Below are 14,736 nucleotides of genomic sequence, written 5' to 3'. Positions count from 1 at the left end.
GGCTTGTACAAACAGGAAGAGCAGGATCACGGTCTGGCCGAAGTGCTCGACTGGCAGCTGTTGAAAGCCGCCAAAGATGCGCTGGATAATAAAACCCGCGTATTCGGCCAGTATAAAGTGAAAAATACCGATCGCACCCTGGGTACGATTCTGTCCAACGAGATATCCAAGCGCTACAAGAGCGAAGGGCTTCCGGAAGACACAGTGCATTTCAAATTCACGGGATCTGCCGGCCAGAGCTTCGGCGCCTTCAATACCAAAGGCGTAACGCTCGAACTGGAAGGTGAAGCCAACGACTACTTCGGCAAAGGCCTCTCCGGCGCCAAACTGATCCTTTATCCTTCCACGGAAGCAGGTTTCAAGGCGGAAGAGAACATAATCGCGGGTAACGTAGCCCTGTACGGCGCTACTTCCGGCGAAGCCTTCATCCGCGGTAAAGCCGGCGAACGCTTCTGCGTACGCAATTCCGGCGCCACCGTTGTAACAGAAGGAACCGGCGACCACGGCTGCGAATACATGACCGGCGGCCGCGCTGTCATCCTCGGAGAAACAGGCCGCAACTTCGGCGCGGGCATGAGCGGCGGTATCGCCTTCGTGTACGACGTGAAGGGCAACTTCGCCGCACAGTGCAACCCGGAAATGATCGACCTGGACCCCCTCGGAGAAGAAGACGCCGCCCAGCTGCACGACCTGATCACCAAGCATCATGCGTACACCAACAGCACCGTGGCCAAATTCATTCTCAGCGACTGGGAAAATCAGCTCCGCCATTTCGTGAAAGTATTCCCGAAAGAATACAAGGCCGCCCTCAAGGCTGCCGCCGCAAAAGGCGTGAAAAGCAAAGCGTAAACAAACATTTATCTAAGCGACCAAGCAGAGACAGATATGGGTAAACCAACAGGATTTCTGGAATTTACAAGGGAGTTGCCGAAAAAGGCAGACGTGAAATCCCGCGTAAAACATTATAACGAATTTGTGGAGCGCCTCCCCGAGAACAAGCTCAACGAACAGTCGGCCCGTTGCATGAACTGCGGCGTACCCTTCTGCCACAGCGGATGCCCTCTCGGCAACGTCATCCCCGAATTCAACGACGCGGTATACCGCAAAGACTGGCAGGAAGCATACGACGTGCTGACTTCCACCAATAACTTCCCCGAGTTCACCGGCCGTATCTGTCCCGCGCCCTGTGAAAGCGCCTGCGTGCTGGGCATCAACCAGCCCCCCGTGGCCATCGAGGAAATCGAGAAACACATCATCGAAATCGCGTTCGATAAAGGACTGGTGAAAGCGAAAGTTCCCCGTGTGCGCACCGGCAAGAAAGTTGCCGTGATCGGCTCCGGCCCCGCAGGCCTTGCCGCAGCAGCGCAGCTCAACTACGCCGGCCACCTGGTGACCGTGTTCGAGCGCGACGATAAACCCGGAGGGCTTCTCCGCTACGGCATACCCGACTTCAAACTGGAGAAATGGGTGATCGACCGCCGCGTGGCCCTCATGGAAGAAGAAGGCGTAACGTTCCAGTGCAACGCGAACGTGGGCGTGAACATCAGCATTAACGACATCCTCCGCGAATTCAACGCGGTGGTGCTGGCTGGTGGTTCCACCATCCCCCGCGACCTTACCATTCCCGGGCGGGAGCTCAAAGGCGTGCATTTCGCCATGGACTTCCTCAAACAACAAAACCAAAGAATAGGAAAATCAAAAGTAGAAGGCGAAGACATCCTCGCCACAGGTAAAAATGTAGTGGTGATCGGCGGTGGCGACACCGGCTCCGACTGCGTGGGCACCTCCAACCGTCACGGCGCCAAATCCGTGACCCAGCTGGAACTGATGCCCAAACCTTCGGCAGAGCGTACCCCATTCATGCCCTGGCCTACTTACCCGATGATCCTCAAAACGTCGACCTCCCACGAAGAAGGCGCCGACCGTCACTGGGCGATCGCTACCAAAGAATTCGTTGGCGACGATAAAGGAAATCTCAAAGGCCTCAAACTGGTGGACCTTACCTGGTCTTTCGGTGAAGACGGCCGCCCCGGGCGCTTCGTGGAAGTGGCCGGCTCAGAAAGGACCGTGCCCTGCGAACTCGCGTTTCTGGCCATGGGCTTCCTCCATCCCCAGTTCAAAGGCATGCTGGAAGACCTTTCCATCGAAACCGACGAGCGCGGCAATGTGAAAGCGACCGAGAAAGCATATCAGACTTCCATCCCGAAGGTATTCGCAGCCGGCGACATGCGCCGCGGCCAATCCCTCGTGGTATGGGCCATTAGTGAGGGACGGGAGTGTGCGAGAAAAGTGGACGAGTTCCTGATGGGCGCTTCCCAACTGGAAAGCAAGGATCATTCCCTGATGTACCTTTCCTTTAATTCTTGAATCTTAAATTTTCTCATAAGCAGGTTTAGATTTTGTTGTAACCTTCAGCCGGGCCGGGTTTTTACCCGGCCTTTATGTTGCCCTGAAACAACCGCAAGCCGTGGGGTTGAAAAACAGCGGCGCACTCATTTATTTCCTAAATTTATAGTACTAACCAAAAGAAAACCATATGCGCTGGCAAGGACGCCGAGAAAGCACAAACGTTGATGACCGCAGGGGCTCCGGCCGCGGAGGCCTCGTAGTAGGCGGCGGCATCGGAACCATCGTGATCGCACTGATCGTTTACTTCCTTGGGGGCGACCCCTCCCAGGTGGTGAACATGCAGCAGCCATCCGGCACACAGCAGGGCCAGCTCTCCCCCGAACAGGAAGCCCGCGAAAAAGAAGCCGCATCCTTTACCAAGGTGGTGCTGGCGGAAACAGAGGACGTCTGGCATAAAGTCTTCAACCAGATCGGCCAGCAATACCAGGAACCCACCCTCGTTATGTTCACCGGGGAAGTACAAAGCGCCTGCGGCGGCGCCACCTCCGCATCCGGACCTTTCTATTGCCCCGCCGACCACCAGGTATACATCGACCTGTCTTTTTACAACGAACTGAAAAACAACCTCAACGCCCCGGGCGACATGGCCATGGCCTACGTGATCGCCCATGAAGTAGGGCACCACGTCCAGAACCTCCTCGGCGTCTCGCAAAAGGTTCAATCCATGCGCGGCCGCCTCAGCGAAACGGAATACAACAAACTCTCCGTGAAACTGGAGCTCCAGGCCGATTTCTACGCCGGCCTCTGGGCGCATTACATGAAAAATACGGCCGATTTCATCGAACCCGGCGATATCGAAGAAGCCCTCAACGCAGCCAATGCCATCGGCGACGACCGGCTGCAACAGCAGTCCGGCGGGCGCGTGGTTCCCGATGCTTTCACGCACGGCACCTCGGCCCAACGGATGTATTGGTTTAAAAAAGGTTTCGAGACAGGCGATATCCGCCAGGGAGACACTTTTAACAGCGCACAATGAAACGACAGATCGTCTGGAAAGGACTATACTACCAAATGATGGAATATTGTAGCATCGATGCTACCGGAAATGATATCCGCGTCAACGGAACGATCGTTGGCTTTGGGGAAGACACGCCGTTTTTCGTTTCATATGATATCGTAGCCGATCGTAACTGGCAAATGTCTGGGCTCGAAATGGCGATCGAGCGCGACGGCGATTGCTCCTGGATCTCGCTCCACCGCGATCTCAACGGCAAGTGGTCGCAAACCGGCCACACCCGCGACGAATGGGATCATTGTATCGATATCGATATTTCCCTCACGCCGTTCACCAACACGCTCCCCATCCGCCGCCTGAACCTGCAGCCCGGCGAGCGGACGCAGATCGATGCGTTATACATCAACATCTTCAAGAACGAAATCAAACCCGTCACCCAATTTTACACCCGCCTCGATGAAAGCCATTACCTCTACGAAGGCGTCCTGAAAGATTTCAAACGCGAAATCCTCACCGATGCGGATGGGCTGGTGATCGATTATCCGGGATTATTTTACGCCGTTCAATCCGAAACGGAGTAGTACTTTTTCAGGAGGTAGATATATTTTTCGGGCATATGGTGCACGAAAATGTTTTTGCCGTCGAAAGGAAATTTTTGATGGTAATCCGCATCGGTCAATAAGATGATGGGGACGCCGCAGGTCATGTAATTATTGCTGAAAACATACTCCGGCTGTTTGAACTGCGGCAGCGTTCTTTTGGTTAAACGCGACACGCCGTTGCCGAGCGTTTTCCGGAACCGGCGCACGCTCCGGTTGGTGGTGCGCGTCAGCCGGTTGTACACCATCGTTCCATACAACCGCACGAAAAATTTCTGCTTCTTTAATTCCCCGCGCACATTCATGAAAGGGCTCGGCATGTTGAAATCCTGCACCGTTTGCAGGGAAAGCGGCGTTTCCGGAACCCAGTCGTCGCTGTTGACAATGCGGTATCCCCATCCGTCGCGGGTGATGTTTTCGAAATCGTATGCATAGAAGAGATTACCGGGTTTCGGCGCGGCGCTGCATATCGTTTTGTATTGGATATCTTTTGGAAGATCAGGGTGATAATGCAGATACGACCGGAGGAGGAATGCGATGGCGCCGCCCTGGCTGTGGCCCATGATGAGGATCTGACGGGTCCCCCTGGCATAACGTTCTTTCACGTGTTCCACGATATCCGCAGACATGAATCCTACCGCGGCCGTCCATCCCACATGCACGAACGATTTCCCGGAATCCGCCGCCATCTTGTAAGTGAACCGGGTACTGTCGTTCAGCTGCAACACGCCTTCCGCCGGGATCATGGCCGCGTAGAAATTCGCGAGCCAGCTTTCGAGCTTGCCGATCGTGCCGCGTACCTGGATCACATCTACACCATCGCTTCTTTCCCACAGCACCCATCGGTTATAAAAACCCACTTCGGGCGATGTATACAACAGCTTGTAGGCCGCCGGGTGATTTTTGGCGGAAGCGGTATCTCCGTTTTGGGGGAGGTTCAACAGATCGTGATATTCGTTGGCATCGAAACCCGCCTTCAGCTGGGCTTTCACAGGCAGGGCCAACACGGCCGAAAGGGCCCACAAGATAGCGCGCATGTGTTTTTTTCCAAACATAACAAAAATCTGCCGGGTAAGGTTGATATGACTTAAATTGCAACGGAACCATTTAACCGCTCATCATGATCAGGATTACGCAGGCAGCGCCGCAGCAGCTGTCCATCGTGCAGCAGATCGCATACGACACCTGGCCGCATACTTTTGGAAACATTCTCACTCCGGAGCAGATCGATTACATGCTGAAAATGATGTACGACCTGGATGTGCTGAAGGAGCTGGTTGAAAAGAAAGGCCATGTTTTTCTGCTCGCCGAGGCAGATGGAAATTTCGGCGGATTTGCAGGGTACGAACTGAATTATAAAAAAGAACCGGTATCAAAATTGCACAAGATATACGTGCTGCCGCAGATGCAGGGCAAAAACGCAGGCCTTGCGCTCATTTCAGAAGTGGAACGCATCGCGCGGGAAGCCGGTATGAAAAAGCTGTCGCTCAATGTGAACCGGGACAATAAAGCCGTTGGTTTTTACGAACGAAACGGTTTCGCGATTTCCGGTGAAGAAGATATCGACATCGGCAACGGCTTTTTCATGAACGACTACATCATGACCAAGAAACTGTAAAGCGGAATATGATCCAACGAAAACACCTCCTGCCAACGCTCGCCGCGGCCGCATTGCTGTGCTTCAGCTCCTGCGCCCGCCAGATCTCCCAATCCGGAAAAGCCTCTTTCTACGCCGACAAGTTCCAGGGCCGCAAAACCGCCAACGGCGAAACGTTCCGCCAGGGAAAAATGACCGCCGCCCATAAATCCCTCCCCTTCGGCACCAAAGTAAAAGTCACCAACCTCGACAACGGCAGAACCATCAAAGTCCGCATCAACGACCGCGGCCCCTTCGTCGCCGGGCGCATCATCGACCTTTCCAAAAAAGCCGCCAAAAAACTCGGCATGGTCAACGCCGGTGTCGCCAATGTTAAAATAAAGTATAAAAAGCCCAAAGGCTGAGCCGGCCCTTTCTTTTAACAAATTTTCGTCATATATTCGGGTAACATCACGTGTTCACCTATGGACTACTGTTTTCCCATACCTACAGTTTCCAATGAACTCCCCGCGATGACCAACCTGCCCGCTTACCCGGATTTTACCGTAACCCTTTCCGGCGACCTTTGGCGACAGGCAGAGTTTGTCAATATCTCCAAGCTGAAAACAGTCGGCGCGGAAGTGGACGAAATCAAGGAAATCCATATCAATCACAGCCGCGAACTGGCTGAAGGGATTCGTGCGTTCGGCCAGGTGCACATCCGGAAAGCCATTGGCGCACCGGAGCTTTTCATTCCCCTTTTCGAGCTCCGCTCTTTCCTCAACAGCGACCCGCTCGGCGCCATCGCCATCGACGATCATCCCGGGTTCGTCAAAAACGGCTTCGCCATCACTTCACGCGGCGGTTGCTATTACGGTACCGAAGAAAACGGGATCATTAAATCCCTGGCGCTCTGCGACCCAAATCCCCGGGCGGCATACGAAGTGCCCCGTATCGTCCGTTATTTTTCCCTGGTTTTCGTGGATTGGTGTGAATGCATCATCCAAACACCCTGATCATATGAACGCCACACTGGGCCGGATCCCCGCCACGTCTGTGTTTTGTCAATTTTGACGAACAAACTTGCATCCCGGCTTTGGGAAAGTTTTATTTGTTTTATGAAAATGATACGCTACTCTTTCCTCTGCTGCGCCTTAACCGCCGCCGCGCCTTCCTTCGCGCAAAACGCCCCGGTCGTGCTCCCGGGATTCACCGCCTACGCAGATCCCGCCGAAACCGGTGTGGATATCTCCGGCAGAAACGGCGTGGTCCGCTGGACCGACAGTGCCAACACTGTCCATTTCTATTTCCATGCCGCCAGCACCGGGGCGCTCAAACTGGGCCTCCAGGCTAAATCTGACGCGCCCTCCACCCTGCGCATCAGCGTCAACGGCGCGGAAAAAACCGTCAACGTCCCCGCCGGCAGCGACTTCGCGGATATCCCCGTCCTTTCCACCAAATTGAAAAAAACCGGTTTCTACGATATCGCCGTCAAAGGCGTTTCCAAACAGGGAAATGTATATGCAGACATCAAAGGCCTGACGCTCGAAGGCCCCGCCACCAAAGACATCCAGTTCAATCCCAAGCCCTGGCGCCGATCCGCCTCCGTCCATCTCAACTACACCGCCCCCGAAGGTAAAAACGTGGAATGGTTCTACGGCGAAATCACGGTCCCCGAAGGACAGGACAAAATCGGCACCTACTTCATGTCCTGCGGATGGCACCGCGGATATTTCGGCATGCAGGTCAATGGCCCCGCCGAGCGAAGGATCATTTTCTCCGTCTGGGATTCCGGCAAAGAGCCCGACGACCGCGCCAAAGTCCGTTACGAAGACCAGGTAACCCTCCTCGCCAAAGGCGACTCTGTAATTGCACACGGTTTCGGCGGCGAAGGAACCGGCGGCCACAGCCACTGGGTGTACGACTGGAAGGCCGGCCAGACCTACAAATTCCTGATGCACGCAGTCCCCAAAGGCACTACCACACAATATTCCGCGTATTTCTTCGTGCCGGAACACAATGAGTGGAAGCTCATCGCATCGTTCCGCGCGCCAAAAGACGGCAAGTACATGGGCCATCTCTATTCCTTCCTCGAAAACTTCAGTTTCGAAAACGGCCATATGTACCGCAAAGGCTATTTCGGGAACCACTGGATCAAAACGCCCGAAGGCGAATGGATCGAACTGACGAAAGCGAAATTCACGAACGACGCTACCGCACGCGCCAAAGACCGCCTCGACTTCGGCGGCGGATCCGAAAACGGGCTTTTCTACCTCTGGACCGCCGGTTTCGTCCCCGCCAACGCCAAACTCGGCGATATTTTCGAGCGCCCCGCCATCGGAAAAGCTCCGATGATCGATCTGCCCAGTTTCTAGTTATCAACATTTCAGATAGAAAAAGCCCTCTTTCGAGGGCTTTTTTGTCGGGTTAAAAGTAAAATAAACACGTCTTTATGTAAAACATACTTTACATTTTGTAAAAAACATTTAACTTTGGTTTATAAAATCAATATCATGAAACCTAAGTATCTCTTACCGCACTTGTACAAAAAAATCGGCTGGATAATCCTTGTCCCGGCATCTATTCTGGGTATTTGTTGCTTTATACCCATTACCGAAAATACCCTTCCAAACAAGTGGTTTCACCAGGCCTTCGGGGAAACGCTGGAAGAAGTCACCATGTTCCTGTTATTCGCCGGGTTGCTCCTCGTTTCCTACAGCCGTGAAAAAGACGAAGACGAATACATCAGCCGCCTCCGGCTGGAATCGCTGCAAATGGCTGTCATCGTGAATTACGTGCTTCTCATCATCGCGGCCTTCATCTGGCATTGGCTCGATTTCCTTTCCGTCATGATGTACAACATGTTCACCATTTTGATCATCTTCATCGCCCGTTTCCACTTCCTTCTTTACCGACAAAAAAAAGCCGCCGCATGAAAAACACGATAAAAATTGAAAGGGCGCGGATGAATCTTACACAAGACGAGCTCGCGCGGCTGACGGGCGTTTCGCGGCAAACCATCAATACCATCGAATCCAATAAATACGTGCCATCCACCATCCTGGCCCTGAAAATTTCCAAAGTTTTCGAAAAGCCGGTCGAGGAAATTTTCCTGCTGACCGAAGAAGATTGATTGTTTAGCCAGCTTCTCCCTCCGCCATCAGCCGCCGTTGTGTCACTCACTTCGGCGGCTTGTTCTTTTTTCATCCTTTTCAAAAATTGTACATTAGCATAAATTACCCCGGTATGGCCAAAAACCCGATACAGCCCATCGCTGATGCCATCAACCCTTTCAAAGTCCGCAAGAAAAGGTTGATGAACTTCAATCCTGTTACGGCCGTAACCTCGCGCAAGCCGGTGGATCATGTCCGCATTACCGTGTACGAATACGACAGCGGGTATTTCCACGAAGAAACCACCGACACCGTGGCCGATTGTTTCCGCTTCGCCGAAACCGACACCAAAAAATGGATCAACGTCGACGGCGTCCGCCGCGAAGAAGTGGAGGCGCTCTGCCGGCATTTCAATATCCACTTCCTCCTCATGGAAGATATCATGAGCGAAGGCCAGCGCGCCAAGATGGACGAGATCGGCGAAAACCTTTTCTGCCTCCTGCCGATGTGTTATTTCAAAATGGAAAGTTCGGCCGTGGATAACGAGCAGGTGAGCCTGGTGCTGGGGAAAAACGTGGTCATCTCTTTCCAGGACGATCCCAACCGCGACGTCTTCAACCCGATCCGCGAACGCCTGCGCACTGCCGGCACCAAGCTCCGCGTGTCCGGCTCAGATTACTTACTGTACGCTTTGCTCGATGTCATCGTCGATAATTATTTCATCGTGATGGATCACCTCGGCGACCGCATCGAGCTGATGGAAGACATTATTCCCCGCCAGCCGAATAACCGCACTTTGGCGCGCGTGAATTATCTCCGCCGTGAGCTGATGGAATTCAAACGCAGCATCACACCCGTCCGCGACCTGATGAGCGGGCTCATGAAATCTGAAAATGCGCTGCTGGAAGAGAATACGGAGAAATATTTCAAAGACGTTTCCGACCATATCATCCAGGCGGTGGACCTCGCCGAAAGCTATCGCGATATCGTGATCAACCTGCAGGAACTGTACCACGCGCAGATGAACCAGAAGCTGAACGAAGTGATGAAGGTACTAACGGTGGTGACTACACTCCTTGCACCGATGACCGTGATCACGGGGATTTACGGGATGAACTTCGATCACATGCCGGAATTGAAAAACCCCAACGGCTATTTCATAACCATTGGGGTGATGCTCCTTATTTTCCTGGGAATGATCGTTTTCTTCAGGAAACGCGGATGGTTTTAATTACTTCTTTTTATAGACCGGAACGGTGGAACAGGGTTCGCCGTACATGAGGCTTTTCACGACTGGCCGCAGCTTCCGCGTGATTTCCACATACGCAGCTTCGGGTACGGCTTTATCCGCGCAACCTTTAATGATCACGCGCTGGTCGGCGAAAGCATTCGCATCGATCCCCGAAATTTTTTCCAGGAAAATCGTGTTGCGCAGGGAAGCTTCTTCGCCATAAGCCACACGGGCGGCTACGGGTTCCAGGTAAGCGGCCGGCAGCATGTACGCCCAAAAGGGAATGATCGCGTCGGCCGTGCAGGTAATGGTGACGGCTTTTCCACGGTATTGTTCCCAGTTATGTTCCTGCAGCGCGGCGCGGAAATCCTTTTCTTTCAGGATCAGCTCCATGAACAGGTAATCCTTCAGGTCGAAAACCAGGATTTCTTCCTGCGGGTAATATTGTTCGAGATCTATAGTGACGAGCGCGCTTTGCGCTACTTTATTAACAATTTCATCCATACTGCAAATTTACGGATTTTCCGGCTAAGCCTCTTCCCTGCCGGACGGGCACAAAAAAGGCCGGGCGAATCGCCCGGCCTTTTGAATATCAGGAATTCCTAAAATTAGTTGCCACGGTAGAACTCAGCGCGGTTGTCTTTCACGTTGCTGTTTTTCTTCAGCACGGATTGGAACAGCTGCTGCTGTATCATCTGCTGAATACCGCCTTCGAACGCCTGGCTTTGCTGGGCGTAGTCGAGTGCCGGTACATCGGCAGTAGTGTAGTTGTTCACCTGGATCACGAATACGCCGGCCTGGCCCTGGATGGGAGCGGAAACTTTATTGGTTCCCCAGGCTTTGTTGAACGCTGCACCGATAACGCGGGGCTCGAAGTTGAGGGCCGGAGCGTAGGAAGATGAGAAGTTCACGCCTTCAGCGGTGAGCACCGGCTGGTTGGTCGCTTTGGCAGCGGCATCCAGGTTGGCGGGCGTACCCAGCTTCGCGATGATCTGTTCGGCTTTCTTCAGTTTGCGAACTTCAGCTTCAACGGCAGGACGAACCTCGTCGAGCGGAGCGGTACCTTTTTCGCGGATGCTGGTGAGCACGGCGATCACGAAACGGTCTTCCAGGGAGAAAACGCGGCTCACGTCGTTTTTATCAGCGCTGTAAGCCCAGCTTACGATTTCACGGGCGGAACCCAGGCCGGGGAGCACGAAGTCCATCGGTTGGATGTTTTCTGCGATCCTTTTGTTGAGGCCTTTTTCCTGAACGGTTTTATCGAAAGCGGTGCGGTTCGTGTTGGCGGCTGCGAATTCGTTGGCTGCGGTCAGCATGTCGTTGCTGGAAGCGGAGCTCGCGTCAACGCGTTTGCCGAGGTATGCGATTTTCAGCGCGGGGCCGATGTTTTTCTGTTCGGTGATTTTCACTACGGCGTAGCCGATGGGAAGTTTCACGGTTTTCACGGCACCGGTGCTTCCTTCGAAGGCGAAGGTTTTCACTTCGGCCAGTTCAGCGGGAACGTCGGTGTGAGGGGCCAGGGTCACTTCACCGCCGTTTTCTTTGGCGGCGGGGTCCTGGCTGATAGCTGTTGCGATCGCAGCGATGTCGCCGCCGCCGCGAACAACTGCTTCCACGCTGTCGGCTTGTCTTTTGGCGATAGAGTCGCTGCCTTGTTGCGCGAAGATCAGCACCTGGCGGATCTTCACGGTGTCGGCCATGTTTTTGCGGTCGAGCATTTTGGCGTACACCAGCATGTTACCATCGATGTATGGACCGAAAGATGCTCCCGTCGGCAGATCGATGATCGAATCTTTGTTCGGCACCTGGATGGCCTTGCGGGAAACGTATCCGTCGTACTGGTTGTATTCGGAATTCAGTTTTACGAATTGGGTAACATCGGGCGTGGTGTCCATTTCTGCCTTGAGTTTTTGGATCTCGGCGAAAGCGGCTGCGGAGTCGGCAGCCGTGGGGATCACGTCGAAGGAAACGTATTCGATTTTACGGCCTTCCGGAACTTCGAACATCGCTTTGTTATCGGCGATGTATTTGTTGAGCTCGGAATCGGTCGGTTTGATGGTGCTGTCGGCAATGGTAGCATAAGGCACCTGAACGTAACCGATATTGGCGTTTTTGGCGGCATCTTCCTGTTGTTGCTTCGCCAGCCACTTGGGATAATAGATGCCTTTATTAATTAAGGAGTAATATTTCAGATTTTGCTGGTATTCTACGATCGACTGGTCGAAGGCCAGGAGCTGTGCCCGCATGTTGGGGTCTTGCTTGGCGGCCTGGTTAACCTGTTGAATGAGGGAAGGATCATAGGCGCCGGTCTCGCGGTTGGAGAACTGCTGGCGAACCAGGGGGTGGGGATTGTTGGTGCTGTATGCATCTACCACCTCCGCGTCGGTTACTACGATTCCCAGGGCCTCGTATTGTTTCGCCATGATGTTTTCGCGGAGGAAACCGTTCCAGGCTTCTTCACGGAAATACTGTTGCGCTTCCTCGTCGAAGGTCTGCCCCGGCATGCGCTGGCGCATCTGGTCGGTGGTGAATTCGATCCGGCGCTGATAATCCGCGATGGTCAGCTCTTCTCCGTTTACCTTGCCAACAACGTTGGACTGGCCCATACCGGATCTACCGAAAAATACGTCTTGTAATAAAAAGCTCACAATGGCCAGGCAGATCAATACGATGATCCAGACAGCATATTTGTCCCTGATTTTCTGAATAACTGACATATAATATATAGTCTGATTTTAAGAGGTAGCAAAAATAGAATAATTTAATTGTAACTGCAAAATAGCTTTTATTACCCCAAAAGTCAATGCAGTAGCGGGTTTTAGCGATTTAAGGAGGGGTGGTTTTTATCCTTCATTCACACATTATCCACATTTCATAAAGTTTTAATGCACAGGTATTGGTTGTTATCAATCAGGTTTAGACGGCCGCCGGTGTACTGTTTCGGGAGATTTTTTTCGCGGAACGGAGGTTGCGGTTATCCACAAAATAAGCAATACATCCATATAATCCACAACAAATTGTGTATTAACCAGCCCCGAAAACTGAAATCACCCGAAAATTTCCGGGTTCTTATGTTTTCAGAAAAAAGGGCTTGTTTTCCCACAATTGCTGTGGATAAACCTGTTGTTAAGGCTGTTTTTTGTGGGAAAAGCCGCCTTCCGGTGGAGGTAAAACTAAATTTGTTTTTCTGCCCGGATCCGGTCCGGGAATTCCGGCTGTGAAAAACCCGGTTGTTTTAACACTTTCTTAATACCCGGCCCACGAAAAAGTTGTTCAGCAAATTTCTTGTCAACACTGTGGATAAAGCGGACCAAAATCAGCAGGGGCGCGGAATACGGTTGTTAATTTCCTGTGGATAGCGCGCAAGAAAATAATAACAACTACATTTGTATCAGGAGGAAAAAACAAGTTTCCCCCAAATTCACACCCCTAATAGTAGTGGGCTTTTTCTTCTTTTTAAAAAGAAAATTTAATCTATAGCTATGTTTACGGAGTTAACGGAAGCAAAAAAAAATTTGCAGAAAAAGGGATTTCTGGATATGGAGGTGGACGTACGCCTGGATCTCTTTGCTGAAATCGAGCGGCTCAAAAAAGAAAAAAACGCTATCATCCTCGCGCATTATTACCAGGAGCCTGATATCCAGGACGTGGCCGATTATATAGGCGACAGCCTCGGGCTCAGCCAGCAGGCTGCCAAAACGGATGCCGACATCATCGTTTTCGCCGGCGTTCACTTCATGGCGGAAACGGCAAAAATCCTCAGTCCGCAGAAAAAAGTGCTCCTCCCCGACCTGAAGGCGGGCTGCTCGCTGGCCGACAGCGCGCCCCCGGAGCTCTTCGCCCGCTTCAAAGCGCAATACCCCGACCACCTGGTCATCTCGTATATCAACTGTTCCGCCGGCATCAAAGCGCTGTCCGACATCATCTGCACCAGCTCCAACGCTGAGAAGATCATCGAAGCAGTGCCGAAAGACCAGCCCATTATTTTCGCGCCGGATCGCAACCTGGGCTCCTACCTGGTGAAGAAAACGGGCCGCGACATGGTATTGTGGAACGGGGCCTGCATGGTACACGAGATTTTCAGCCTGGAAAAAATCACGAAACTGAAGGTCCGTCATCCCAAAGCCAAGATCATCGCGCACCCTGAATGCGAGGCGCCGATCCTGGCCATTGCGGATTTTATCGGTTCCACGACCGGTTTGCTCAAATTCACACAGCGCGACGATGCGCAGGAATACATCGTGGTGACGGAAACCGGGATTTTGCACCAGATGCAGAAAGAGAACCCGAATAAGACCTTCATCCCGGCGCCGCCGAACAATGCCTGCGCCTGCAACGATTGCCCTCACATGAAGCTGAATACGCTCGAGAAGCTGTATTTGTGCATGGAGTACGAGCAGCCGGAAATCACGATGGACGAAGCGCTGCGGGTTGCGGCGAAGCGCCCGATCGACCGGATGCTGGAAATCAGTGCCCAGGCTGGATTGTAGAAAAACTTTTCCGATATTAAAAACCGTCTCTCAAAAGGAGGCGGTTTTTTAATGTATTAATTTGATCAACAAAAGAGTACATATTAGCAACACTCTCTGGTACTTGGTTTCAGAAGGTCAGGTTTTCGAAGTAATGGATTTTACCGGAAAATGACGATGGATTTTTCCACATGAATAACTATTCCTTTGGTTCAGGCGAACCATCCGATACATTTGCCGCTTCGATAATCCTGTAGTCTCTCTTTAGGGAGCAGGTTTCAGGGGAATCGAAGGTTGTCTCCCGGATCCGGAGATCGAATTTTTCTGAAAGATTTTTCGGGATGGAGAAGGTATGCCTTGTCGGGTCGTCGAAATTTTGGTTCC

Annotated in this window: 15 protein-coding genes and 1 pseudogene; 12 read left to right on the top strand and 4 right to left on the bottom strand. The window is 52.6% G+C overall.

Translation table 11 applies throughout. The annotated features are described in order from the left end of the window. From Q0510_RS12990 to Q0510_RS12975, 4 genes and pseudogenes are all read left to right on the top strand, one after another. Positions 1-849, top strand: a pseudogene (locus Q0510_RS12990) (glutamate synthase subunit alpha); the annotation flags it as partial. Between the two features lie 36 nt (positions 850-885). Further along, the gene (locus Q0510_RS12985) at positions 886-2,367 is read left to right on the top strand and encodes a glutamate synthase subunit beta (RefSeq protein WP_298712299.1); all 1,482 of its coding nucleotides are present in this window, start codon (positions 886-888) and stop codon (positions 2,365-2,367) included. Positions 2,368-2,536: 169 nt separating this feature from the next. Continuing rightward, positions 2,537-3,385, top strand: coding sequence for a neutral zinc metallopeptidase (locus tag Q0510_RS12980; protein ID WP_298712296.1), 849 nt, complete (start codon positions 2,537-2,539; stop codon positions 3,383-3,385). Continuing rightward, positions 3,382-3,945, top strand: a complete 564-nt coding sequence (locus Q0510_RS12975) for a putative glycolipid-binding domain-containing protein (RefSeq protein ID WP_298712293.1) — start codon at positions 3,382-3,384, stop codon at positions 3,943-3,945. Before Q0510_RS12980 ends, Q0510_RS12975 begins: the two co-directional genes overlap by 4 nt. Here the strand turns inward: Q0510_RS12975 and Q0510_RS12970 are convergent. Next, positions 3,927-5,000, bottom strand: a complete 1,074-nt coding sequence (locus Q0510_RS12970; RefSeq protein ID WP_298712290.1) for a lipase family protein — start codon at positions 4,998-5,000, stop codon at positions 3,927-3,929. The genes Q0510_RS12975 and Q0510_RS12970 overlap by 19 nt on opposite strands. An 83-nt stretch (positions 5,001-5,083) precedes the next feature. Between Q0510_RS12970 and Q0510_RS12965 the strand changes: the two genes are divergently transcribed. The 7 genes from Q0510_RS12965 to corA all read left to right on the top strand — a co-directional run bounded on the left by Q0510_RS12965 (position 5,084) and on the right by corA (position 9,883). Further along, positions 5,084-5,581 carry a GNAT family N-acetyltransferase gene (locus Q0510_RS12965; protein WP_298712287.1) on the top strand — a complete coding sequence of 166 codons (498 nt, stop codon included), beginning with the start codon at positions 5,084-5,086 and terminating at the stop codon, positions 5,579-5,581. An 8-nt stretch (positions 5,582-5,589) separates the two neighbouring features. Continuing rightward, positions 5,590-5,964: a septal ring lytic transglycosylase RlpA family protein gene (locus tag Q0510_RS12960; RefSeq protein ID WP_298712284.1), complete on the top strand. Its 375-nt coding sequence runs from the start codon at positions 5,590-5,592 to the stop codon at positions 5,962-5,964. Between the two features lie 108 nt (positions 5,965-6,072). Further along, on the top strand, positions 6,073-6,555 hold the full coding sequence (locus Q0510_RS12955; protein WP_298712282.1) for a hypothetical protein: 483 nt from the start codon (positions 6,073-6,075) through the stop codon (positions 6,553-6,555). 102 nt (positions 6,556-6,657) lie between these two features. Continuing rightward, positions 6,658-7,914: a DUF3472 domain-containing protein gene (locus Q0510_RS12950; protein ID WP_298712279.1), complete on the top strand. Its 1,257-nt coding sequence runs from the start codon at positions 6,658-6,660 to the stop codon at positions 7,912-7,914. Positions 7,915-8,052: 138 nt separating this feature from the next. Further along, positions 8,053-8,475, top strand: a complete 423-nt coding sequence (locus tag Q0510_RS12945; protein ID WP_298712278.1) for a hypothetical protein — start codon at positions 8,053-8,055, stop codon at positions 8,473-8,475. Continuing rightward, positions 8,472-8,672 (top strand): helix-turn-helix transcriptional regulator, encoded by a 201-nt coding sequence (locus Q0510_RS12940; protein ID WP_298712276.1) that lies wholly within the window; start codon positions 8,472-8,474, stop codon positions 8,670-8,672. Before Q0510_RS12945 ends, Q0510_RS12940 begins: the two co-directional genes overlap by 4 nt. 113 nt (positions 8,673-8,785) lie before the next feature. After that, positions 8,786-9,883: a magnesium/cobalt transporter CorA gene (gene corA, locus Q0510_RS12935; RefSeq protein ID WP_298712274.1), complete on the top strand. Its 1,098-nt coding sequence runs from the start codon at positions 8,786-8,788 to the stop codon at positions 9,881-9,883. Here the strand turns inward: corA and Q0510_RS12930 are convergent, their stop codons facing one another. Further along, positions 9,884-10,387, bottom strand: a complete 504-nt coding sequence (locus Q0510_RS12930) for a DUF2480 family protein (RefSeq protein ID WP_298712272.1) — start codon at positions 10,385-10,387, stop codon at positions 9,884-9,886. 104 nt (positions 10,388-10,491) lie between these two features. Next, a complete protein-coding gene (locus tag Q0510_RS12925; RefSeq protein ID WP_298712270.1) occupies positions 10,492-12,600 on the bottom strand; it encodes a peptidylprolyl isomerase in 2,109 nt (702 codons plus the stop codon). A 765-nt stretch (positions 12,601-13,365) separates the two neighbouring features. On the opposite strand from Q0510_RS12925, the gene nadA reads away from it, so the two are divergent. Beyond that, complete coding sequence (gene nadA, locus Q0510_RS12920; protein ID WP_298712268.1) at positions 13,366-14,373, top strand: quinolinate synthase NadA; 1,008 nt, start codon at positions 13,366-13,368, stop codon at positions 14,371-14,373. A gap of 178 nt (positions 14,374-14,551) precedes the next feature. Here nadA and Q0510_RS12915 read toward each other — a convergent pair. Then, a partial coding sequence (locus tag Q0510_RS12915) for a hypothetical protein (RefSeq protein WP_298712265.1) occupies positions 14,552-14,736 on the bottom strand: 185 nt, incomplete at its 5' end.

It is taken from the genome of uncultured Chitinophaga sp. (assembly GCF_937874145.1).
Lineage (GTDB): Bacteria > Bacteroidota > Bacteroidia > Chitinophagales > Chitinophagaceae > Chitinophaga.
This window is presented reverse-complemented; position numbering and strand designations above follow the sequence as displayed.